This window comes from Microbulbifer mixtoriginis (SeqCode) (assembly GCF_052466865.1).
In genome coordinates, this window is record NZ_CP174293.1 from 7,501 (window position 1) to 27,672 (window position 20,172).

Here is a 20,172-nt window from a genome sequence, read left to right on the forward strand (position 1 = left end):
GGTAACGCTCGCCATAAACCCAACCATATCTCCTGGAGCAGATCCTCATGTTCTGCAGTAGTGCGCACATAGCTGCGCGCTATTCGGGAGATACCCTCGGCATACTCGCTTATCGCCTGCTGAAATAATTGATCCCGTAAATCCACCGGCTACTCCATTTTTTTGTAATGAGTACTGTACCGGCGACGCCAAGAACCTTACAAAAAATTTCGTCTACATCTTCAATCGGTGTCGATATCTTTGTTTGATCCGATAACTCAGATTTACCTCAGGCTTTACATACCGACACAAGCCAATACAACTACACTTGGTCTGCAGAATTTCTGAGGACACACTTATGAAGGCTCTCTATACGGCAGTCGCCACGGCGACAGGTGGACGTGATGGACAGGCGGCTTCGTCGGATGGCGCCCTAGACGTAAAGCTCAGTATTCCCAAAGAGCTGGGCGGGGATGGCGGAAGTGGTACCAACCCTGAGCAATTATTTGCGGCAGGCTATTCGGCCTGTTTTATCGGCGCAATGAAATTTGTTGCGGACAAGGAAAAGGTCGCTACACCGAACGATACCAGTGTGCGAGCTGAAGTTGGCATAGGACCCAGCGGGAAAGGCTTTGGGCTGGAAGTTGATCTCTATATAGAGCTACCGGGCATGGATCAGGTGGTAGCTGAACGCGTGGCCTTAAAAGCTCACGAGGAAGTTTGCCCCTACTCCAATGCAACCCGCAATAATATTACCGTGAGGCTGCATATTACGGTTTAGAAGCATAAGGCTGCCAACCCCTGGCAGCCTTACAGGCCACTTTACCCTCTTACTCTTGGCGAGTTGAGCGCGCGGCCCCATTGGTTATTTGGAAAACCAACCTTGCTGCAGTACGCGCACCATGATCCTCAATATCGAAATAGGGATTAAACTCGGCCATATCCGCCAAGCAAACCTTGTTTGAGTCCAGAACGGTATCCAATAGCTCTTCGAGTAATTCCAGCGGGACTCCGCGCGCAGAGGGGGCACTGACCGCAGGCATTACTGCTGCTGGTAATACGTCCAGGCATACTGTGAGGTACACAAAGTCCACCTTAACGGTAAAGTCCCGGATCTGCTGTTTTATTTTATCCAGATTCCAGCTGCTAATTTCTCGATCGCGAATGACTTCTGCACCCAGTTCATCGGCACGATTGTAAAGCGCCGGCGTATTGGCATTATCGGCAGCACCGACACACAGATAATTGAAAGGGCGACCATTGATCTGGCACTGTTCCGCAATTTGATAGAAAGGTGTACCCGAGGAACCCTTGGGTGAAGGGATGCGCAAATCCAGATGGGCATCAAAATTGATAATACCCAGGGTCTTTTCCCGATGTAGCTCGCGCATCCATCGCGCTATGCCCTGATAACTACCAAACGCGATTTCATGTCCACCCCCCAAAACCAGGGGAAAGTGTCCGTTAGCCAGCAACTCATTGATACGCGCACCGAGTAGTGCCTGTGCGGATTCCAAATCCTCACGATCGACGCGCACATTGCCGGCATCATAAAGAGGTAAATCAAAGGTGGCGGGCAGATTGGCAGTCGCCAAGCGCAGGATTCGCGGCCCTTTCGCAGCGCCAATACGCCCTTTATTGCGGCGCACACCTTCATCCGAGGCGAAACCGAGGATGGCAATTCCAGGGGGGTTATCCAGCTGCAGCGGCGAAACACGTTGGTGCCAACGCTCCCCGGCGCGACCATCCTCGCTGTCTGTGCGGCCACTCCACAAGCGCATATCAGCCAGCTGTAACATCTTTACCTCCCAGGAAAATCTGTGCGGGTTTCAGCGCGCCAAATTCATAGGCCAGCTGATCTGGGGTATCCATCGGCCATAACACCATATCTGCGCGCAATCCGGGCCGCAGTACTCCGCGGGAACAGCAGAGCCCCAAGGCGCGCGCGGCTGCGCGAGTCACCCCGGCCAACGCCTCCGCTGGGGTAAGGCCAAATAGGTTGCAGCCCATATTCATCATTAACCGCAGAGAACCGATAGGGCAGCTACCGGGATTCAGATCGGTGGATAGAGCCATGCAAACCCCCGCCTCCCGCAGTTTCTCTACCGGCGGCATCTGGGTCTCGCGCAATGTATAAAAAGCTCCAGGGAGCAAAACTGCCACGGTGCCGCTTTCAGCCATGGCCAGCACATCCGCATCGCTAATATATTCAATATGATCTACGGAGAGGGCGCTGGCTTTGGTTGCCATCTCAGTGGCGCCAGTGCGTGCTAGCTGCTCGGCGTGCACTTTAATGGGCATGTCCAACTGCTTGGCGGCATCAATCACCCGCTGGCACTGCTCTACCGTAAAGCCGATGGTTTCGCAGAACATATCCACCGCATCGGCCAGTTGCTCGCGCGCAACTGCCGGCAATATCTGCTCGCAGATCAAATCGATATATTCATCAGCACGACCATCGTATTCCGGCGGCAGGGCGTGAGCGGCCAAACAGGTGGTAACGATTTCCACCGAATTGTGCTGCGCTAAACGGCGAGCGGTGCGCAGTTGCTTCAACTCCGTATCCAGATCCAGGCCATAGCCGGATTTGATCTCGACAGTGGTGGCCCCCTCGGACATCAAGGCGCGAAGGCGGGGCTCCGACAAACGGTATAATTCCTCAGCACTGGCGGCACGAGTGGCCCTCACGGTAGAAATAATGCCACCACCAGAACGGGCTACTTCTTCATAGCTCTCCCCGCCCAGACGGCGGGCAAATTCTCCGGCGCGGTGACCACCGTATACCAGATGGGTATGGCAATCGATCAGGCCCGGTGTCAACCACTGCCCCTCACCGTCGATCACCTTATCTGGAGCACAGTCCGGTAACTCGCGACGCGGCCCCAGCCAAACAATCTTGCCGCCGGTTACCGCCACTGCGGCATCCTCTACAGCACCGTAGCCCCCGGCAATCGAAGGGTCCATGGTAGCGGCGTTCACATTCGTAATCAGTAGGTCACAGCGTTCTGTCATAAGCTTCTAGCGGCGCGCTTTTCCTTCTTTAACCATAGATGCCCAGTGCAATACCGAGCGGGATTTGGGCAGTCAGCATACAGACCATCGCCCCGGCTTGACAGTCATCTTTAAGACAACCATAGTAGCTTCTATTATTTCTTGTATATACAACCATATACAAGCCATAAAGGCACTAAATCCGAGTATGAATACTGCAAGCGAACCCCGCTACGCGGCGATCAAGCGCCATATCCGGCAAAACATCGAAAACGGCAGCTGGCCTGTGCATTTCCAGGTGCCCTCAGAAAATCAGCTGGCGCAGGAATTCGGTGTCAGCCGTATGACCGCCAGACGCGCTTTAAGTGAATTAACCGATGAGCGCGTTCTGATGCGCTCCCAGGGGCTGGGTACTTTTGTCGCCGAGCCGGTGCCCGCCAGCTCACTGTTGGAAGTGCGCAATATCGCCGACGAGATCTCGGCCCGGGGGCACAGTTACAGCAACCGCATTCTGTTAGCTCAGCCCTGTGTCGCCAGCGCCGATGTAGCCCTGGCATTGGAAGTGCCCGAACAGGCAAAAGTGTTTCACTCCATTATTGTGCACTGTGACAACGGCTTGCCGGTGCAGTGGGAAGAGCGGTTTACCAATCCAGCCTTGGCTCCAGATTACCTAGACCAGGACTTCGCCCACACCACCCCCAACGCCTATCTTTCCAAAGTCGCACCGCTGACCGAGGCCGATACAACCGTCGAGGCCATAGCTGCGGAAGCCGCTATCGCCCACGCTCTGGAAATCGCCCCCGGAGATGCGTGCCTCCAGGTTTGGCGGCGCACTAAATGCAGTGCCGGCACCGTGAGCTTCGCGCGCCTGGTTCACCCAGGCAATCGATACCGCCTCGGTGCACAACTGAGATTCTAGTTATTGATTTATCCCGCGCGCCCTGGGAAAAGAAACAATCAAATCCGGGACGTGTGAATTTTTTTACGAGAAAAATTGACGAGGAAGCTATGTCTACCGACAAACGCCACGATCCCAGCCGCAAAATCCGCGCGCCTCGCGGCAGTGAGCTCAATGCCAAAAGCTGGCTCACCGAAGCTCCCCTGCGCATGTTGATGAACAACCTGGACGCCGAGGTAGCTGAACGCCCGGAGGACCTGGTGGTGTACGGTGGTATCGGCCGCGCCGCGCGGGATTGGGAGTGCTACGACAAGATTGTCGAGGTGCTGAAGCGCCTGGAAGACGACGAAACCCTGCTGGTGCAGTCCGGCAAGCCTGTCGGAGTCTTTAAAACCCACGCCGATGCACCCCGGGTATTAATTGCCAACTCCAACCTGGTACCCCACTGGGCCAACTGGGAACACTTTAACGAGCTGGATAAAAAAGGCCTGGCCATGTACGGCCAGATGACTGCCGGCTCTTGGATTTATATCGGCTCCCAAGGCATCGTCCAGGGTACCTATGAAACCTTTGCCGCCGTCGCGCGCAAACACTTTAATGGCGAAGCGAAAGGCAAATGGATTCTTACCGGTGGCCTCGGCGGCATGGGTGGCGCTCAGCCACTGGCGGCGACCATGGCCGGTTTCTGCATGATCGCAGTAGAGTGCGACGAAACCCGTATCGATTTCCGTCTGCGCACTGGCTATGTAGACAAAAAAGCCACCAGCCTCGACGAAGCCCTGCAACTGATTGAAGCCGCGATGGAAAAAGGCGAAGCCATTTCCGTTGGCCTGCTGGGCAACGCAGCAGATATTTTCCCGGAAATTGTAAAACGCAATATTCTGCCAGATTCGGTTACCGACCAGACTTCCGCTCACGATCCTTTAAATGGCTACCTGCCCCAGGGCTGGACCATGGAATACGCAGCGGAGATGCGCAAGAAAGATGAAGCCGCAGTAGTAAAGGCAGCCAAACAGTCTATGGCGGTTCAGGTTGAAGCCATGCTGGAGCTGCAAAAGCGCGGAGCCGCAACCCTCGACTACGGCAACAATATTCGTCAGATGGCTCTCGAGGAAGGTGTGGAAAATGCCTTCGATTTCCCCGGTTTTGTACCCGCTTATATTCGCCCTCTGTTCTGCGAAGGTGTCGGTCCTTTCCGCTGGGCGGCCCTGTCCGGCAACCCGGAAGATATCTACAAGACCGATGCCAAGGTTAAGGAACTGATTCCCAACGATCCGCAGCTGCACAACTGGCTCGACATGGCCCGCGAGCGGATTCATTTCCAGGGACTGCCCGCACGTATCTGCTGGGTGGGCCTGAAAGATCGCGCGCGCCTGGCACTGGCATTTAACGAGATGGTAGCCAACGGTGAATTGGAAGCACCGGTAGTGATCGGCCGCGACCACCTCGACAGCGGCTCTGTAGCGAGCCCCAACCGCGAAACTGAAGCCATGATGGATGGTTCCGACGCTGTCTCCGACTGGCCGCTGATGAATGCCCTGCTGAACACTGCCTCCGGCGCTACCTGGGTATCCCTGCATCACGGTGGTGGCGTAGGCATGGGCTTCTCCCAGCACTCTGGTGTGGTCATTGTCTGTGACGGCACCGAAGCTGCGCGCAAACGTATTGAGCGGGTTCTCTGGAATGATCCCGCCACCGGCGTAATGCGCCACGCCGATGCCGGTTACGAAATCGCAAAAAAATGCGCAAAAGAGCAGGGCCTAGACCTGCCCATGCTGAACGACTGATTTTTTACCGCAATAAAAATACCGCCGGCGGAAATCTTTTACAGCCCGAATAATTTTTATCGGGCTGCGCCGCCGGCGCCTAACAGGGTGTCGAAAAAGCCAACAAGCGACTTTTTCAAGCCATCTTTGCGGCACATGTCCACAAAGATGGGCACTCAAATCAAGCAATTGCAGTGCTTGATTTTGCGGCAGGCGCTTTCGCACCGCCCGCGCAGGCTGTTTTTCAACAGCCTGCTAAGCAGTAAATATTTTTTGGTGAATGAATTTATGTATCAATTGGAAATCGATCCCGGTCAATTGAGCCTTGCGCAACTGCGCCGCGTAGCCCGCGAGTCGGTGCAACTGTCCCTGGCGAAATGCGCCTACCCCGCTATTGAAGCCTCTGCCCACACTGTTGCCCAGGTTATTACCGAGGGGCGCACGGTTTACGGAATTAATACCGGTTTTGGTTTATTGGCCAACACCCGCATTGAAAAGCACGACCTGGAAAACCTGCAGCGCGCTATTGTACTGAGCCATGCCGCCGGTACCGGCAACTTTATGAGTGAAGCCACCGTGCGTCTGCTGATGGTGTTGAAAATCAACTCGCTCGCGCGCGGCTTCTCCGGCGTGCGCCCGCAGGTTATCGAAGCTTTAATGCAACTGGTCAATGCCGGTGTATATCCCGCTATCCCTGAGAAAGGCTCTGTCGGCGCTTCTGGCGATTTGGCGCCCCTGGCTCATATGAGTGTGGTACTTCTCGGTGAAGGGGAAGTATTTATCAAGGGCGAGCGCAAGAGTGCTCACGAAGGCCTCAAAGCTGCGGGGCTAGAGCCCATTACCCTGGCCCCCAAAGAAGGCCTCGCCCTGCTAAACGGCACCCAGGCTTCTACCGCCTTTGCCCTGCTCGGCCTGTTCGCCAGTGAAGACTTGTTCGCCGGCGCCCTGGTAACCGGTGCCATTACCCTGGAAGCCGCCAAGGGCTCACGCCGCCCCTTCGATGATCGTATTCACAACGCCCGCGGCCAACAGGCTCAGCGCGACGTAGCGGCAATTTATCGGGACCTGCTCGGTGAAACCAGCCAGATCGGTGATTCCCACCAGTTCTGTGAAAAAGTGCAGGACCCCTACTCCCTGCGCTGTCAGCCCCAGGTAATGGGTGCCTGTCTGCAGCAGATGCGCTTCGCTGCCGAAGTATTGTTGGCCGAGGCAAATGGTGTTTCTGATAACCCACTGGTATTTACCGACGAGGAAAATCCGGATAACTCCGACATTATTTCCGGTGGTAACTTCCACGCGGAGCCTGTTGCTATGGTCGCCGACAACCTGGCGCTGGCATTGGCAGAAATCGGCTCTCTATCCGAGCGTCGCATGGCGCTGCTGATCGACAGTAACCTATCGGGCCTGCCTCCCTTCCTGGTGGAAAATGGCGGGGTGAACTCCGGCTTTATGATCGCCCAGGTCACCTCAGCGGCGCTTGCCAGTGAGAACAAATCCATGGCGCACCCAGCCTGCGTGGACTCACTGCCCACCTCCGCCAATCAGGAAGACCATGTATCCATGGCCACCTTTGCCGGCCGTCGCCTGCGGGATATGGCCGACAATACCTGTGGCATCCTGGCGGTGGAGCTACTCGCTGCCTGCCAGGGACTGGATTTCCGTGCGCCGTTAAAATCTACGGAAAAACTGGAGGCCGCCAAGGCAAAACTGCGCGCGCGAGTACCCTTCTATGACAAGGACCGCTACTTTGCCCCGGATATTGAAGAGGCTAAACAATTGCTAAGCAGCGGCGCCTACCTGGAATCCATTGATCCAGCCCTGCTCCCAAGTAGTCATTAATTTCCTTTAATTTCTATAAATTAATTTTTATAGAAGATTTCGTTACTAAATACCGGGGCCTAAACCCCGGTATTTTTTTCTCTGTCTTTGGTCCGCCAGCAACAGCGACTCTAAAGTAGCTGTTTGTCCGCGGTCGCGATTTAAAACAAGAAAATCAGTAAAGAGACAAGTTTTTCTTTATCAGGTACCGCTAGAACAAATTTTTTTCTTTGTGAGGAAATTTGCGCCAAAAGTGCTAGGCTGACAATTAGACGTTTTACCCGCCAAAAGGTGTGGAGGTCTAGATGAAACCGCTGTCGCTTCGGCTGCTCCGCCACTCGGGCTACGCGCTGGCTATTGCCACAGGGTTTGCCCTATCAGCCTGTAACGGAACAGGTTACCCCTGCGGAGGAGGCTATGACTGCTCAGCTAGCTATTACGGATATAGCCCTTATTACAGCAAGTCATATTACAACCTACGGGGCCGCTATGCCCACTGCCACCCCGATGGAACCTGCCACAACATGCAGCATTGCAACTTTTACTGGGATGGGAATTTTTATCGCCTGAGGCCGCCCGCGGTGGTGAACACAAGTTACCAGGTAATTGATCTGCCGGATCCGCCCTACCAGGCCAGGCCCTACTGAGAAAGAAATTCTGTGTGCGTCCATTTGGCACACATAAAGGGGCTTGGCCCCTGCCGGGCCTCTCCGGGGGGAACTTTCGCTTACCGGAGATTGCACTATGAATAGAGCTGTTAAGACGGCTTTTATTGCCGTCACGGTATGCACGGCCCTAACTTTAGGTGCCTGTGCAACCGATAGTTACTATAACGGTGGCTACTACGGCGGTTACTACAGAGGAGGGGGAGTGGCCTACACCTCTTCCTTTGTTTACCCTTACGCAACCCCGAACTACTATCCCTCCAGTAATATCTATGTCTCTTACCGCACACCGGTTTACCAGTATTACCGGGCAACCCCGCGCTATGGCTATTATTATCGCGGTGCCTATTCCTATTACCGCGCACCAGGTTATCGCGGCAACCCCCGCTACCGGGCCAGGTACTTTTATCGCGGGCTTCCCTACTACAACCGCTTTAACTCCCCCGGTGCTGCACAAATCCGCTATCGTGCCCAGCACCGTTACTATCGCGGCGGCCACCGAGGATATCGCAGCCACCGCAGTTATAGAGTGCGTGGACACCATCGCGTCCGCGGTGGATATCACCATAGAAGACGCTAGCGTTTAGCTGCTATTAATCCAGCCTTGAAATAGCTGAAATCCAGATATTTCATTTTGCCCGCAAAATGCCGGTACAGATCAATAACATTACTGGTATTTTGCGGACTCACCAATCCACAAAACAACATCAATACAAATTTTAAATTGGTCCACTAATAACTTTGAATTAATCATTTAGAAATATTCGATTACTTATTTGCGCGCAAAAAAAGAGGGATCAGAAAAATCTCTCTTCGATAATTCACATCCGCTCCAAAATAGTGACCGGCGAGTTTACTCGCTGGGTACCAACGCCTGTTTTATCTTTAGCCATTCAACAGCTCTGTCGCTACTTTTTGCAAATTGGCGTTCTTTTCCTCACTTTGACAGCTATTACCACTACCCTGAGTTAAGAAAGCGAATCCTGTAAACCTTGCGAGGTAAGTGCAGTGCAGAAACTCCTGCCGAAACTGCTTGCTGTGACACTGGTAATAAGCATTACCGGCTGTTCCACAACTAAATCACAGGGCACCCCAAAATCTTTATCACTCAACGGAAAAAAATTTCACTGCGTTGAACAGGAACTGGAAACAAAAACTCTAGTGCGCTGCGCACGTTCCGGCTAAAAACGAATTTATTAAATGCCAGAAAAATACAGATAAAAAAGTAGGGGTTTCGATTTAAAAATAAAAATTGAATTTTCGCCCAGAGCGGAAAAAATGCTTACTCAACTCTTACGACCCGTAGGGTATCAGTCTGGCCGCCGGCATCTTGTCGATAGCCACGGGAAACCAAGACAAAATCCCCCGATTTTAAAAGACTGCGCTGCTTCAAATGGTCGATTGCCTTGTGGTCACGGGAGGGACCATCCATACCCGCCACCGCCATTAAAACCGGATCGACGCCGCGATAAAGGGCAACCCGGTTACAAACTCTACGGTGCCGACAAAACGCGTAAATCGGAATGGCTGCGCGAACCCTGGACATCAAAAGGGCTGTGTTGCCCGTTTCTGTCTGGCAGATAATAGCCTTGATATCTCGACAGTGATTGGCAATGGTGATTGCAGCCATGGCGATACAGGCATCCCCGGCAGGGTAATTGCCACGCAAACTATCCGAAGGGCGCTGTGTTGCACGGTGTTTTTCCGCTCCAATAATTACCTCGTCCATATGCCGAACAGTCTCCACCGGGTAGTCCCCGCTGGCGGTTTCCGCCGACAACATTACCGCATCGGTGCCGTCCAACACCGCATTGGCGACATCACACACCTCCGCCCTCGTGGGCACAGGGCTGGAGATCATCGACTCCATCATCTGTGTTGCCGTAATTACCGTGCGATTCAGATAGCGAGCAAAACGAATTAAATGTTTTTGCACCCCCATCAATTCCGCATCGCCAATCTCTACTGCCAGATCGCCGCGTGCCACCATAATGACATCGCTCGCTAGAATTAGCTCCTGCAAGTGTTCATCAGAAGAGATCGCCTCGGCCCGTTCAATCTTGGCGACAATCTGGCTGCTACCCCCCGCCTGCTGTAGAAGCTCCCGCGCCCTATGAATATCCCGCGCATCGCGAGGAAAGGACACCGCCAAGTAGTCCAGCTGCAGATCGGCGACAACTTGAATATCGCACAAATCTTTGTCCGTTAATGCGGGCGCGGTGAGGCCACCGCCTCGCTTGTTAATTCCTTTTCGATTGGAGAGCCAGCCCCCATCTAGTACCTCAGTGATAACCGCACTGCCATCAATTTTCTTGATCTGCAGACTGAGTCGCCCGTCGTCCAGTAGCAGGGTATCTCCTGGGCGGCAGTCCTCGGCCAGCTCGGTGTAATCCACCGAAACCCCGGCGCTGTTGCCCTGCTCCCTTGGCCAAGTGGGGTCCAGAGTAAACTCGGCACCAGTGCTGAGATGCACACCGCCATCGGTGAACTTGCCCACACGAATTTTCGGCCCCTGAAGATCACCCAACATGGCGATATGACACCCTTGGCGAGCGGCCTCTGCCCGAACCTGCTCAGCGCGGCGGCGGTGCTCGTCGATTTCACCATGGGAAAAATTCAGGCGCACGATGTTCACCCCGGCGGCGACCAGTTGCCCCAGGGTGTCCCCCTTATCGGTTGAGGGACCCAGTGTTGCGACTATTTTTGTCCGCCGGATCATGCCGCATCTAGCCTCGTTTTACAGCCCGGATAGCACTCGCTTTCACAGGTGAAGCATAGCTTGTCACACCTGTCGTCTCTCAACAGAGGCCAGCGACTAAGCTTTGCATAGAGCGGGTTATAGGCTAAAGCGACAGGCCCGTTTGAGATTGTAGGTGCAAGGGTCAGGGAGTAACTCGCCGATGAGCAGGTTGGTGCAACTGTGGCTGCTGGGGGCCCTACTGGTCATTGGCGGATGCCTGTCGAACAGTGCGGAAGAAGCCCGAGTTGTGCAGAGTGCGGGAACAGCTAGTTCAGTCTGCAATAAGAAGTGGCAGCTGGTACGCCTGCGTATTAACGGCGCTGCAGTGCCGATCCAGAAGCCTGCAGATTTTACTTTCGTGTGTAATCTCGATGGCAATGTGATGGGGCGCAGCGGTATTAATACCTACCGTGGCGAGTTGCAGATAACTGAAAACGGCCTGATGCTGTGGGACAGTTCCAGCTTCGCCTCGACCAAGATGAGCGGCCCGGAGATCCTACTGCAGCAGGAAAATGCCTACCTGCGCGCCCTGGCCGGTACTCGCCAGGCATTTACCAAGTCCCGCGGTAAGCGTTTGATCCTTCGCGACGCCTCTGGCGATATTTATATTGAATATGTCAGGGCAGGATCTTGAACACCACCACAGACCACTGATAGCTTTTACGATTAAATGTCGCAAAAACAATGAGAACGACATCATGCCGCGATCTCACTTACGCTTGCAGCTTGTGGTCCCAGCCGTATTGAGCCTGCTTTTTTCCGGGTGTATGTCTTTCAGGGAGCCCACTCCCCAACCCCCCAAACAGCCGGCGTGGTCTGCCTGTGAGCACGACTGGATACTCTCAAACCTCCGAGATGGCGAGAACACCTACGAGTACACGCTACTGTGGAAAAAGTTCTGGCGCGAGCGCCCATTCTTTACCTGTGATCGCTTCGGCTACGTACGGGGTAACGGTGGCATCAATCCCTATCTGGGGCGCTTTTCTCTCGAGAGCAGCGGCGAACTTTCCTGGCCCAGGTCGCCGATTATCTCCAGAGTGGGAAACCGCCGCCCCAGTGATGAACTAGAGGCCGACTACCTGAAAGCCCTGCGCAAAACCCGTTTTCTCGAAGTGGTGGGTGACAAGCTGATCTTGAGCAGTAATGACAAATCCACACGGCTAGAATTTAACCGGGTCGATGACATTATGCGTTGAATTCCCGATACCAATGCCTGTAGCGCAGCCATAAAAAAGGCGACCCATAGGGTCGCCAATATTACAATCAAGAAGAATCAAAAAGATGAGTCAGATGCGCAATCGCATTGGAAAGCCTCGGCGCGCATCATAGTTCTCACAGATGACAGAAAAATGACATAACGGACCTCAAAAGCGCCGCTGATGCCTCTCCAGATTCTCCTGACGCTTGCGCTCGCTTTTGCGCAGCAAAAGGTAAGTAGCGCCCATACCACCGTGTTGTTTTTGCGCGCTGTGGAATGCTAGCACCTCATCCAGTTGCGGCAGCCAATGATAGATACAGCTTTTCAAAAGTGCGGGCTGCTTGCGGCCCTCGCCCTTGCCGTGGGTAATAAGCGCACAGCGCACATCCGCCTCCACACAATCACGCACAAACTCCACAACGGCACTGCGCGCCATTTCCACCGAGTGGCGGTGTAGGTCGAGGCGTGCATCCACCGTGTACTTGCCCAGGCGCAGATTGCGATACACACCGTTCTGCACCCCATCGCGCTTGAATTCAATAGGGTCCCAGGGCGCCACAAGCTCAATATACTCACCGGAAAGGGGGTTCATTTCGCGCTCGGTCAAACGCGTCGCAGCAGCGCGGCGCTCGCGCAAGATACGCTCGGATGGCTCGCTCTCCTTGCGCAGGGTGACGCGGCGCTCCTGCACCAGCGGTTTCACGTCTCCCAGCTCACCGAGAGCGTCTTTGAATAGCTTGCTGTCGCCGCTCATGAAATACCCCCCGCCAGCGTCAGTCCAAAAATAAATCCTTAGTCAGGTCCCCCGCATTATCGGGGTTGTGGGCATAGTCGGTAAAATCTTTTACCCCGCGTTCCACCAGAAGTTCCTCATCGATCAGCTGACACCCGCTCAAGGCGGCTTCCTTGGTGACCAGTACTTCGTAGGCAGCATCGGCCATAATCGCCGGCCTGCGGCTCTGTTCGAACATCTCGCGGCTACCCACGGCAAACTCAATGGCGGCGGTAGCCACCAGAGTGCGCGGCCACAGAGTATTAACGGCAACCCCCGCCTCGCGCAACTCCTCCGCCAATCCCAGGCTGAGGATAGTCATGCCAAACTTGGACAGTGCGTAGGGCGCAAAAGGCCCCAGCCACTTGGGCTGTAGGTTAAGCGGTGGACACAGGCTGAGGATATGGGCGCTATCCGATTTCTTCAGGTAGGGAATCGCTAGGTGCGCCGTCAGATACACTGCACGGCTGTTGATGTCTTGCATCAGATCGTAACGCTTGGGCGGGGTGGACTCGACATTGCTCAGGTTGATCGCGCCGGCGTTATTGATCACTGCATCGATACCACCAAACTTGTCGGCTGCCTGCGCCATCGCTTCCTGCACCCGCTGCTCATCGCGCACATCCACCTGCAGGGCCAAGGCCTTACCGCCAGCGCTCTCCACCTCCTGCGCTACAGAGAAGATGGTGCCGGGTAGCTTCGGGTGGGGCTCTGCGGACTTGGCGGCGATCACAATATTAGCGCCATCAGCCGCGCACTTGAGTGCTATAGCACGGCCAATACCGCGGCTAGCGCCAGTGATAAAGATGGTCTTGTCCTTAAGCGCCCCTGTGTTTTCTGTCAGGGTTACAAACTCTTCACTCATTTTTTTCAGCCTCCGGGGCAGTCACTGCCGGACTGTAAATTTCCTTGAAGATCGCCGGCATGCGCTTCGGTCTACCACTGGAAAGTTCGATGCATACCAACCGCCACTGGGCCCGCAATACCAATGCTCCATCGGCGGCGCGAAAGACTTGAAAGTGGCGGGTCATATTCAAGCGCCCATCCACCTCGGTGAGCCAGGTGCCGAATACCAGTTCATCCGCCTCTTTCGCCGCCAGTATATAGTCATACTGCCCATGACGAATGGCCATTCCCCGGTCGAGGTCCTGGTAATTTATGACATCCAGACCCAATGCGGCACTGTGAGCCCAGGCGGTAGCCTCGCACCAACGCACATACTCGGCATTATTGGCATGGTGTAATCCATCCACATGCTCAGCACTTACCCTGACTTTGTGGATAAAGGGATTGGGTAAATCCCATTGCATAGGCAGCCCCCGCTGGATCTCACAAATAACTGGTATTTATTTCTACTAATCCCGCTAAGTGGACAAATAGCAGATATAAAAAAAGGCCCCTGATGGGACCTTTTTTGCAAGCTGACCGGATTATGCGTCCGCGTTAGCCTGTGCGCCTTCCGCTTGTTGCTGCGCCTGATTCAGGGCTTGGGCAAACAGGGCGTCGAAGTTAACTGGCGGCAGCATCAGAGCCGGGAAAGAACCCTTAACAACCGCGTTGTCGATCACTTCGCGAGCGTATGGGAACAGGATCTGTGGGCAGGCAGTATTCAGGGCCTGAGCCAGCTGCTGACCTTCCAGTCCCTTGATACCGAACAGACCAGCCTGCTTCACTTCCACCAGGAAAGCGGTGTCTTCTTCCAGCTTCACGGTGATAGTGAGCGTCAGTGCCACTTCGTACAGGTCTTCTTCAACCTTGGCGGTCTTGGTGTTCAGCTCCTGATTTACCTGGGGCTTCCACTGTTTCTTGAAAACCTCAACGCCCATGGGAGTCTCGAAGGAGAGATCCTTCAGGTAGATGCGCTGCATCGCGAATTGTACTTGTGGAGCCTCTGCGTTTGCCGCGCCGTTTAATTCTTCAGCCATGTTACTGCCTGTTTTTATAAAAAGTTTATTGATGCCTTCCGTGAGAAAGACTCCCTGTATGAGCCTTCAGATTGGGGCCTGCAAATACCGTTTCAAGGCCCGGACCGGATTAATAGCAAATATAAAGAGTCGCGTGAGGCACGCGGCGTCAACCTTTATCAGCCAGCGGACTTAAGCAAGCCGTTAAGCTTACCATTGCGCTCAAGGGCCATCAGATCATCGCAACCGCCCACATGGAAGTCGCCGACCCAAATCTGCGGCACCGACCGGCGCCCAGCTTTGGCTGCCATCTGTGCGCGCAGCTCAGGTTTATTGTCCACCGCAATCTCGCGATAATTCACACCCTTGCTGTCGAGCAGCTGCTTGGCGCGAATACAGTAGGGACAAAAACGGGTGGTGTAGATGACTACATCCTGCATAATAAAACTCCGCCTAAAGCCATCTATAAAACTACTGAGCTAGCCCTTGCCTTTGACCAGGGGCAGATTCTGGTTGCTCCACTCGCTCATACCGCCCTGTAGGCGGCGTACCTGGAAGCCCTTCTGCTTAAGCAGGCGGCCCGCAGGGCCTGCGTGCTGACCCATTTTATCGGCGACGATCACCACTTTATCTTTAAAGGGTTCCAGCTCGGCGAACCGCTCGGCCACTTCCCCGTGGGGGATATGCAGTGCATCGACAATATGCCCGGCGGTAAACTCGCTGCGATCGCGCACATCCAACACCTTGGCCCCATCACTGTTGATCAGCCGGGTCACTTCGTGCAGGGAAACCGGCACGCCCGCCTTGTAACGCTCGCTCAGAACCAGTGCATAGAGCAGTGCCACGAGCAGACCGACCAGCAGCCATTGCTCACTTAAAAAAACGAAAAAATCCACTCCGCCCCCAAAATCCATCGTGGTTATCGTTACGGCGCAGCTGCGCCAAAGCTGGCGGGAGTATACACGATTGTGGCGAATTTCTAACCAGCAAAATCATACTCCAACGGCATGGATATAGACTCAAATGGACTCACCCAACACTATTCGACGTAGTTAAACGATGGCCGAACGGGTTAAAATCCGCGTCCGCAATCCAAACCACCCGATAGAGGAAATCCGTCGCTATGGCCGCTTCGCAAGCCCCGCACAAACGCCCCTTGGTCCTGCTGATTCTGGACGGCTTCGGCCACAGCGACAATGCCGAGTACAACGCCATTCGCGCCGCGAAGTCTCCAGTGTGGGACAACATCTGGGCGACGCGCCCCAAGACCCTGATCCAGACCTCCGGTATGGCGGTGGGACTGCCAGAAGGGCAGATGGGTAACTCCGAGGTGGGACACATGACCCTGGGAGCCGGCCGTGTGGTTTACCAAAATTTCACCCGTATCAATAAGGCCATTCAGGACGGCGATTTCTTCCGCAATACCGCCTACACCGCTGCGGTAGATAAGGCCATCGCCAACAACGGCGCGGTACATATTATGGGACTGCTGTCCGAGGGCGGCGTACACAGCCACGAGGACCATATCGTCGCGATGGTGACCCTGGCGGCCCAGCGCGGAGCCCGCGCCATTTACGTACACGCCTTCCTGGATGGCCGCGACACGCCGCCGCGCAGCGCCGAGCCTTCCATCGCGCGCCTGATGCAGGTGTGCGACACCGTCGGCAATGCCCATATGGCCACTTTGGCAGGCCGCTACTTTGCCATGGATCGCGACCAGCGCTGGGAGCGCACCGAATCTGTCTACGACATGCTCACCCTGGGTACCGCAGAGCACAAAGCCACTGACGCCCTGGCGGGATTAACTGCCGCCTATGAGCGCGGTGAAAATGATGAATTCGTTGCGCCGACAGTGATCGGTGAGCCCGATCCCATCAAAGATGGCGATGCTCTGATCTTTATGAACTTCCGCCCAGATCGCGCACGCCAACTGACCCGCGCCTTTACCGAAGCAGACTTCAGCGGCTTCGAGCGCAAGGCCCAGCCCAAGCTGGCAGACTTTGTCATGACCACTGAATACGCCGCAGACATCCACGCCAGCTGCGCCTTCCCACCGGAAAACCTGGTGAATTCCCTCGGTGAATATCTGTCTGCCCAGGGCAAAACCCAGCTACGCATTGCCGAAACCGAAAAATACGCCCACGTGACTTTCTTTTTCAGCGGCGGCCGCGAAGCGCCCTACAACGGCGAAACCCGCGAGCTGATCAAGTCTCCGGACGTAGCCACCTACGACCTGCAGCCGGAAATGAACGCGCCGGAAGTAACCGACAAGCTGGTCACGGCGATTGAGAGCGGCGAGTACGACACCATTATTTGCAACTATGCCAACGGTGATATGGTCGGCCACACCGGTGTTTTTGAAGCGGCAGTAAAAGCGGTAGAAGCCCTGGACCAATGTGTTGAGCGTGTCGTGGATGCAGCCCTGAGCGCCGGTGGCGAAGTGCTGATCACCGCCGACCACGGCAATGTGGAAGAGATGTTCGACACTAACTCCGGCCAGGTCAGTACCCAGCACTCCACCCTGCCGGTGCCTTTTGTATACATCGGCGAACGCAATGTGCAAATGTGTGACGGAGGCAGTCTGGCGGATGTGGCGCCAACCATGTTAGCGTTGATGGATCTGCCACAGCCGGCGGAAATGACCGGCCACAGTTTGGTAAAAATGGACTGATGAAAACTCTCGTACTCTTCCTGATTGCCCTGCTGTCACTGCCCGCCTGGAGCCAGGCGGAAGCGGACCAGCAGGCACGCCTCGCGGAAATCAAGCAGCGCATCGACTCCCTGCAACAGGAGCTCAACCAGGTGCGCGGCCAGCGCGACCAGTTGCTCAAGGATCTGGAAGAGAACGAGAAAGATATCTCCGGGCTGTACCAGCGCATAGACCAGATCAAGCGGGATATGCGCAGCCGCACGGACAAGCTGCGCGAACTGCAGCGAGAGCAGAAACAGCTGCAAGAAGCGCGACGAAGTATGCAGCGGCGGGTCGAGCAGGAGATCGCCGCCGCTTACCGACTGGGCCGACAAGAACAGATCAAGCTCCTTCTCAACCAACAAAATCCACAGAATATCGCCCGCCAACTTCGCTACCACGATTACTTCCTCCAAGAACGCAGCCGCGTTATCGACAACTACCTGCAAACCCTCGCCTCGCTGGAAACGGTTTCCGCCTCGATCGAGCGCGAGCGCAATAGCCTGCAGGCGGAACGGGCACAGCTGCAGGAGCGCCAGGACAAATTGCGCAGCGCGCAACAAACACGCAAGCGCACCCTGGAAAAACTCGCGGCGCGGCTCGCCAATGGCGGTGGTGAACTCAAGCAACTGCAAGGGGACCGAAAACGCCTGCAGACCCTGATCGATGAAGTCGGGCGCGCGATCGCCACCTTGGTAAATCCGGACCAGCACAAACCCTTCGCAAAGCAGCGGGGTAAATTACAGTGGCCGGTCAAGGGCCGCCGCGCCAATGCTTATGGACAGCGCCGCGCCAATGGAATCAGCTGGAAGGGAGTGATTATTCGCGCCGCCGAGGGGGAGCCCGTGCAGGCAATCCACCGCGGGCGCGTCGTCTTTTCCGATTACCTGCGCGGCCACGGCATGCTGGTGATTGTCGATCATGGCGATGGCTATATGAGCCTCTATGCACACAACCAATCCCTCAGCCGCAATGTCGGTGAGTGGGTGGAGAGCGGTGACACTATCGCTCGGGTAGGCAACAGTGGCGGCCTCACCCACAGTGGGCTTTATTTTGAAATACGCCATCGCGGCCAGGCCCGCGATCCTACCGGCTGGTGCCGTGGCTGACACTTTGCCGCTCTCTTCTGCGACGATACGCCCATTTTTTCCCCTGACGCCGGACTTGTGCACCAGCGCAAAAGGGAGTTGTAAGGCAGTTGGGCTTTTCACGACTAAGCCTGTGGCACAGTAGAATTTGGCGGCGCATTAGAATCCCTGCCAATCTCTGCGGTCTACACTTTCGCAAAGCAGCGAAGAAATAAGGCAGAGGTCACAACAATATGTTCATCTCCAAGGCGCTCACCACATTTCTCGGAGCCGCCGCCCTCACAGCCCTGCCGTTAATGGGTCTCAGCGAAGGTGGCCAACAACCCAATCTCGCCACCGAGAACAGCGGGCGCCTCCCCCTCGAAGACCTGCGCAGCTTCGCCAAGGTGTTCGAACAGATCCGTCAGGGCTACGTGGAAGAAGTGGATGATCGCACCCTATTGGAGTACGCCATCAAAGGTATGCTGCAAGGACTCGATCCCCACTCCTCCTACCTGGACCGCCGCTCTTTCGACGATCTACAGGCCAACACCACCGGCGAATTTGCCGGCCTGGGGATTGAGGTGGGTATCGAAGATGACCATATCACTGTGATCACCCCCATGGATGACACTCCCGCCTCGCGCGCGGGTCTCAGAGCCGGTGATGTGATACTGCGCCTGTCCGGCAAATCCATGAAGGGGGTCGGCCTCGATGAGGCGGTGGAATGGATGCGCGGCCCCAAAGGCAGTAGCGTCACCCTGACTATCGCCCGCAAGGGCCGCAAACAGCCCTTCGACGTCACCCTCAAGCGGGACACCGTGCGCGTGCGCAGTGTGCGCAGCAAGGTGCTCGATGAAGGCTACGGTTATCTGCGCATCAGCCAGTTTCAGTTGGATACCGGCGCCGATGTGGCGGAAGAGCTGATCAAACTTCAAAAGAAAGGGGCGCTCAAAGGCCTGATTATCGATCTGCGCAACAACCCCGGCGGCGTGCTGCAGTCTTCGGTAGAAGTGGCCGACGCCTTCCTTGAGGAAGGGCTGGTGGTCTACACCGAAGGCCGCAATGAGGCTGCCAACCTGAGTTACTCCGCCGAACCCGGCGACCTCACCGAAGGCGCCCCGCTGGTAGTGCTAATTAATGCCGGCTCCGCCTCGGCGGCGGAAATTGTCGCCGGAGCCCTGCAGGACCATCGCCGCGCCGTGGTGATGGGCACCGACAGCTTCGGCAAGGGCTCGGTACAGACCGTGATACCTATCAATAGCGAACGCGCCATCAAACTCACCACCGCGCTCTACTACACCCCTAATGGCCGCTCCATCCAGGCCCAGGGCATCACGCCAGATATTGTTGTGGAAAGGGCCAAGATCACCCGTTTGAAAGATATGCAGCGCCCCACCGAGGCGGACCTGGCCGGCCATTTGAACAATGGCAACGGCGGGGCTGATCGCACCTCGGAAGACCGCGCTCGGGAACGGGAAGAGGGAGAGCGCGACAACTGGATGGATCGCGACAACCAGATCTTCGAAGCACTCAATGTACTTAAAGGGCTGAATCTCTACGCTCACAGGGACCGGGGTCTGCGCGAACGCTTTGCCCGCGCAGATAAACAGTAGTAACTGGCGCGCGGCGGGCTCAAGCCCGCCGCCAGCGCATCCGCCCCAGCAGTAACATCAAGCCTCCGC

At 55.6% G+C, this 20,172-nt stretch carries 21 protein-coding genes (1 of these 21 only partly in view); 11 read left to right on the top strand and 10 right to left on the bottom strand.

The window, feature by feature from the left end; genetic code table 11:
- Positions 1-146 carry the beginning of an RNA polymerase sigma factor gene (locus ACJJJA_RS00040; RefSeq protein ID WP_252083746.1) on the bottom strand. It extends 355 nt beyond the left edge of the window, so only the first 146 of its 501 coding nucleotides appear in the window; its start codon is at positions 144-146; its stop codon lies off the left edge, out of view.
- Between the two features lie 191 nt (positions 147-337).
- Here ACJJJA_RS00040 and ACJJJA_RS00045 point away from each other — a divergent pair, with 191 nt between their 5' ends.
- Positions 338-760: an organic hydroperoxide resistance protein gene (locus tag ACJJJA_RS00045; RefSeq protein WP_444887504.1), complete on the top strand. Its 423-nt coding sequence runs from the start codon at positions 338-340 to the stop codon at positions 758-760.
- Between the two features lie 49 nt (positions 761-809).
- Here ACJJJA_RS00045 and hutG read toward each other — a convergent pair whose 3' ends face one another.
- Both hutG and hutI read right to left on the bottom strand, forming a co-directional pair.
- Positions 810-1,778, bottom strand: coding sequence for a formimidoylglutamase (hutG, locus tag ACJJJA_RS00050; protein ID WP_444903408.1), 969 nt, complete (start codon positions 1,776-1,778; stop codon positions 810-812).
- The gene (hutI, locus tag ACJJJA_RS00055) at positions 1,762-2,991 is read right to left on the bottom strand and encodes an imidazolonepropionase (protein WP_252083749.1); all 1,230 of its coding nucleotides are present in this window, start codon (positions 2,989-2,991) and stop codon (positions 1,762-1,764) included. The genes hutG and hutI overlap by 17 nt, the downstream gene beginning before the upstream one ends.
- A gap of 187 nt (positions 2,992-3,178) precedes the next feature.
- On the opposite strand from hutI, the gene hutC reads away from it, so the two are divergent.
- From hutC to ACJJJA_RS00080, 5 genes are all read left to right on the top strand, one after another.
- Positions 3,179-3,889: a histidine utilization transcriptional repressor HutC gene (hutC, locus tag ACJJJA_RS00060; protein ID WP_444903409.1), complete on the top strand. Its 711-nt coding sequence runs from the start codon at positions 3,179-3,181 to the stop codon at positions 3,887-3,889.
- An 89-nt stretch (positions 3,890-3,978) separates the two neighbouring features.
- Positions 3,979-5,655: a urocanate hydratase gene (gene hutU, locus ACJJJA_RS00065; RefSeq protein ID WP_444903410.1), complete on the top strand. Its 1,677-nt coding sequence runs from the start codon at positions 3,979-3,981 to the stop codon at positions 5,653-5,655.
- Positions 5,656-5,922: 267 nt separating this feature from the next.
- Positions 5,923-7,473 carry a histidine ammonia-lyase gene (gene hutH / locus ACJJJA_RS00070; protein ID WP_444903411.1) on the top strand — a complete coding sequence of 517 codons (1,551 nt, stop codon included), beginning with the start codon at positions 5,923-5,925 and terminating at the stop codon, positions 7,471-7,473.
- A gap of 284 nt (positions 7,474-7,757) precedes the next feature.
- Positions 7,758-8,099: a hypothetical protein gene (locus ACJJJA_RS00075; RefSeq protein ID WP_252083753.1), complete on the top strand. Its 342-nt coding sequence runs from the start codon at positions 7,758-7,760 to the stop codon at positions 8,097-8,099.
- A 97-nt stretch (positions 8,100-8,196) separates the two neighbouring features.
- Entirely contained in the window at positions 8,197-8,697 is a 501-nt protein-coding gene (locus ACJJJA_RS00080) for a hypothetical protein (protein WP_252083754.1), read from the top strand.
- A 702-nt stretch (positions 8,698-9,399) separates the two neighbouring features.
- Here the strand turns inward: ACJJJA_RS00080 and pyk are convergent.
- Positions 9,400-10,836, bottom strand: coding sequence for a pyruvate kinase (gene pyk / locus ACJJJA_RS00085; protein WP_444903412.1), 1,437 nt, complete (start codon positions 10,834-10,836; stop codon positions 9,400-9,402).
- Between the two features lie 181 nt (positions 10,837-11,017).
- Here pyk and ACJJJA_RS00090 point away from each other — a divergent pair, with 181 nt between their 5' ends.
- Both ACJJJA_RS00090 and ACJJJA_RS00095 read left to right on the top strand, forming a co-directional pair.
- Positions 11,018-11,491, top strand: coding sequence for an META domain-containing protein (locus ACJJJA_RS00090; protein ID WP_252083757.1), 474 nt, complete (start codon positions 11,018-11,020; stop codon positions 11,489-11,491).
- A 64-nt stretch (positions 11,492-11,555) separates the two neighbouring features.
- Positions 11,556-12,053 carry an META domain-containing protein gene (locus ACJJJA_RS00095; RefSeq protein WP_444883120.1) on the top strand — a complete coding sequence of 166 codons (498 nt, stop codon included), beginning with the start codon at positions 11,556-11,558 and terminating at the stop codon, positions 12,051-12,053.
- Positions 12,054-12,221: 168 nt separating this feature from the next.
- Here ACJJJA_RS00095 and smrA read toward each other — a convergent pair whose 3' ends face one another.
- From smrA to ACJJJA_RS00125, 6 genes are all read right to left on the bottom strand, one after another.
- On the bottom strand, positions 12,222-12,809 hold the full coding sequence (gene smrA, locus ACJJJA_RS00100; RefSeq protein WP_444883121.1) for a DNA endonuclease SmrA: 588 nt from the start codon (positions 12,807-12,809) through the stop codon (positions 12,222-12,224).
- A gap of 19 nt (positions 12,810-12,828) precedes the next feature.
- On the bottom strand, positions 12,829-13,692 hold the full coding sequence (locus tag ACJJJA_RS00105; RefSeq protein ID WP_444903413.1) for an SDR family oxidoreductase: 864 nt from the start codon (positions 13,690-13,692) through the stop codon (positions 12,829-12,831).
- The gene (locus tag ACJJJA_RS00110; RefSeq protein WP_444903414.1) at positions 13,685-14,137 is read right to left on the bottom strand and encodes an acyl-CoA thioesterase; all 453 of its coding nucleotides are present in this window, start codon (positions 14,135-14,137) and stop codon (positions 13,685-13,687) included. The genes ACJJJA_RS00105 and ACJJJA_RS00110 overlap by 8 nt, the downstream gene beginning before the upstream one ends.
- Positions 14,138-14,257: 120 nt before the next feature.
- Positions 14,258-14,752, bottom strand: a complete 495-nt coding sequence (secB, locus tag ACJJJA_RS00115; protein WP_444883123.1) for a protein-export chaperone SecB — start codon at positions 14,750-14,752, stop codon at positions 14,258-14,260.
- 158 nt (positions 14,753-14,910) lie between these two features.
- On the bottom strand, positions 14,911-15,171 hold the full coding sequence (gene grxC / locus ACJJJA_RS00120) for a glutaredoxin 3 (RefSeq protein ID WP_444903415.1): 261 nt from the start codon (positions 15,169-15,171) through the stop codon (positions 14,911-14,913).
- Between the two features lie 39 nt (positions 15,172-15,210).
- The gene (locus ACJJJA_RS00125) at positions 15,211-15,627 is read right to left on the bottom strand and encodes a rhodanese-like domain-containing protein (protein WP_444883125.1); all 417 of its coding nucleotides are present in this window, start codon (positions 15,625-15,627) and stop codon (positions 15,211-15,213) included.
- Between the two features lie 227 nt (positions 15,628-15,854).
- Here ACJJJA_RS00125 and gpmI point away from each other — a divergent pair, with 227 nt between their 5' ends.
- The 3 genes from gpmI (at position 15,855) to ACJJJA_RS00140 (ending at position 20,103) form a co-directional block, all read left to right on the top strand.
- Entirely contained in the window at positions 15,855-17,402 is a 1,548-nt protein-coding gene (gene gpmI / locus ACJJJA_RS00130; protein ID WP_444903416.1) for a 2,3-bisphosphoglycerate-independent phosphoglycerate mutase, read from the top strand.
- Entirely contained in the window at positions 17,402-18,529 is a 1,128-nt protein-coding gene (locus tag ACJJJA_RS00135) for a murein hydrolase activator EnvC family protein (RefSeq protein ID WP_444883127.1), read from the top strand. The genes gpmI and ACJJJA_RS00135 overlap by 1 nt, the downstream gene beginning before the upstream one ends.
- Before the next feature lie 212 nt (positions 18,530-18,741).
- Positions 18,742-20,103: a S41 family peptidase gene (locus tag ACJJJA_RS00140; RefSeq protein WP_444883128.1), complete on the top strand. Its 1,362-nt coding sequence runs from the start codon at positions 18,742-18,744 to the stop codon at positions 20,101-20,103.
- Positions 20,104-20,172 lie beyond the last annotated feature (69 nt).

Bases quoted from the DNA above. Each gene is read 5' to 3' on its own strand.
- ACJJJA_RS00045 (WP_444887504.1), top strand. From the start codon at position 338: ATGAAGGCTCTCTATACGGCAGTCGCCACGGCGACAGGTGGACGTGAT.
- hutG (WP_444903408.1), bottom strand. From the start codon at position 1,778: ATGTTACAGCTGGCTGATATGCGCTTGTGGAGTGGCCGCACAGACAGC.
- hutI (WP_252083749.1), bottom strand. From the start codon at position 2,991: ATGACAGAACGCTGTGACCTACTGATTACGAATGTGAACGCCGCTACC.
- hutC (WP_444903409.1), top strand. From the start codon at position 3,179: ATGAATACTGCAAGCGAACCCCGCTACGCGGCGATCAAGCGCCATATC.
- hutU (WP_444903410.1), top strand. From the start codon at position 3,979: ATGTCTACCGACAAACGCCACGATCCCAGCCGCAAAATCCGCGCGCCT.
- hutH (WP_444903411.1), top strand. From the start codon at position 5,923: ATGTATCAATTGGAAATCGATCCCGGTCAATTGAGCCTTGCGCAACTG.
- ACJJJA_RS00075 (WP_252083753.1), top strand. From the start codon at position 7,758: ATGAAACCGCTGTCGCTTCGGCTGCTCCGCCACTCGGGCTACGCGCTG.
- ACJJJA_RS00080 (WP_252083754.1), top strand. From the start codon at position 8,197: ATGAATAGAGCTGTTAAGACGGCTTTTATTGCCGTCACGGTATGCACG.
- pyk (WP_444903412.1), bottom strand. From the start codon at position 10,836: ATGATCCGGCGGACAAAAATAGTCGCAACACTGGGTCCCTCAACCGAT.
- ACJJJA_RS00090 (WP_252083757.1), top strand. From the start codon at position 11,018: ATGAGCAGGTTGGTGCAACTGTGGCTGCTGGGGGCCCTACTGGTCATT.
- ACJJJA_RS00095 (WP_444883120.1), top strand. From the start codon at position 11,556: ATGCCGCGATCTCACTTACGCTTGCAGCTTGTGGTCCCAGCCGTATTG.
- smrA (WP_444883121.1), bottom strand. From the start codon at position 12,809: ATGAGCGGCGACAGCAAGCTATTCAAAGACGCTCTCGGTGAGCTGGGA.
- ACJJJA_RS00105 (WP_444903413.1), bottom strand. From the start codon at position 13,692: ATGAGTGAAGAGTTTGTAACCCTGACAGAAAACACAGGGGCGCTTAAG.
- ACJJJA_RS00110 (WP_444903414.1), bottom strand. From the start codon at position 14,137: ATGCAATGGGATTTACCCAATCCCTTTATCCACAAAGTCAGGGTAAGT.
- secB (WP_444883123.1), bottom strand. From the start codon at position 14,752: ATGGCTGAAGAATTAAACGGCGCGGCAAACGCAGAGGCTCCACAAGTA.
- grxC (WP_444903415.1), bottom strand. From the start codon at position 15,171: ATGCAGGATGTAGTCATCTACACCACCCGTTTTTGTCCCTACTGTATT.
- gpmI (WP_444903416.1), top strand. From the start codon at position 15,855: ATGGCCGCTTCGCAAGCCCCGCACAAACGCCCCTTGGTCCTGCTGATT.
- ACJJJA_RS00135 (WP_444883127.1), top strand. From the start codon at position 17,402: ATGAAAACTCTCGTACTCTTCCTGATTGCCCTGCTGTCACTGCCCGCC.
- ACJJJA_RS00140 (WP_444883128.1), top strand. From the start codon at position 18,742: ATGTTCATCTCCAAGGCGCTCACCACATTTCTCGGAGCCGCCGCCCTC.